This is a genomic window from Pseudonocardia pini (assembly GCF_013870575.1).
Classification (GTDB): domain Bacteria; phylum Actinomycetota; class Actinomycetes; order Mycobacteriales; family Pseudonocardiaceae; genus Pseudonocardia; species Pseudonocardia pini.
The window spans coordinates 1-1,267 of sequence record NZ_JACBXB010001134.1 but is presented as its reverse complement, the minus strand read 5'-3'; the positions used below and the strand labels follow the sequence as shown (position 1 = coordinate 1,267).

Annotated in this window: 2 protein-coding genes; both read left to right on the top strand. The window is 75.4% G+C overall.

Features of this window, described 5'->3' with window-relative positions:
* Positions 1 to 283 (top strand): response regulator transcription factor (locus H5J29_RS33205; protein WP_220188231.1); only part of this gene is annotated, 283 nt, incomplete at its 5' end.
* 3 nt (positions 284 to 286) lie between these two features.
* Positions 287 to 1,267 (top strand): GAF domain-containing protein (locus tag H5J29_RS33200; RefSeq protein WP_181784835.1); only part of this gene is annotated, 981 nt, incomplete at its 3' end.

Sequence of the window (1,267 nt, the reverse complement as noted above, 5' to 3'; positions counted from 1 at the left end):
GGCGTCGGTTGCGGTGGAGCAGCGTGACGCGACCGCGTATCAGGCGCAGGCCCACGCCCCCGAGTCGCGGAGCCTGACCCCGCGCCAGGAGCGGGTGCTGGAGCTGGCGGCGGAGGGCCTGACCTACCGGGAGATCGCCGCCCGGCTCTCCATCTCGACGTCGACCGTGCGGTTCCACATCCAGGGGCTCAAGGACCGGCTCGGTGCGCGCACCATGTCCGAGCTCGTGGCGATCGCCATCCGCGCGGCCCTGATCACGCCCGCCCCCGAGTTCCCGGGCTGACCCGTGTCCGCCGAGGCCGACCACTTCGTCGCGCGCACCCGGGAGGTGTTCGGGGCACTCGGTGTCGGCCTGACCGACCTGCGCGGCGAGCTGATCGCGGGCAGCCCCGCGGCGGACGGGGGCTGGTTGCGGGTCCCGGTCCGGCCCCGCAACGGCGAGACCCTGGGGTGGCTGTCCGTGCTCCCCGGGCCGCACTGGTGCACCGCGGAGACCTCGTCGGCACTCGGCATCGCGGCGACCACGGCGGCGGGCCTGTTCGGGGCGGACACGGGCCCCGTCGAGATGGCTGCAGCGTTGGCGCTGACCGAGGTGGCCCTCGCCGGTGCGGACTACGCCACGATGGTCAACGGCATCGGCGCGGCGATCGCGCCCACCACCGACACCGCGCGGGTGGGCGTGGCCCTGTGGAACTCGGCGCGCGGGTACCTCCAGTCGCTGCCGCGGTCGTTCGGGGCGGACGACGCGATGGCGGCCTCCTCGCAGGTCGACCCGCAGGACCCGCGCAGCGGCGCCGCCCGCGTCTGGCGGACCGGGCGCACGGTCTGGTCGAACGACCCGAACACGGACCTCCCCGCGCAGCGCGACTGGATCAAGGCCTTCGGCATCCGCGAGCTGCTGAGCACGCGGTTGGCGGTGGGGGAGCAGACGTTCGGGGTGTTGCACCTGGCCAACCGCCGCGGGGGGTTCGACGGGCGCGCGGCGGAGGCGGCCGAGACGATCGCCCCCTTCGTGGCGGGCTGCGTGGCCACCGTGCGGCAGCGCACGGAGATGCACCGCACCGAGGCGATCGCCGACGCCGTGGCCCGTGCCACCACCGCCATCGCCACCGGCGGACGCCTGGAGCAGATCGCGGGCGAGACGTTCCCCGAGCTCTGCCGCACGACGGAGGTCCGCAGGCTCGCCGTCGTCTTCGCGGGGGAGCGGGCCCCGCGGATCCTCGTGTCGCAGGACGACTCCGGCCCGCCCGTCGCCGGCTGGCTCGAA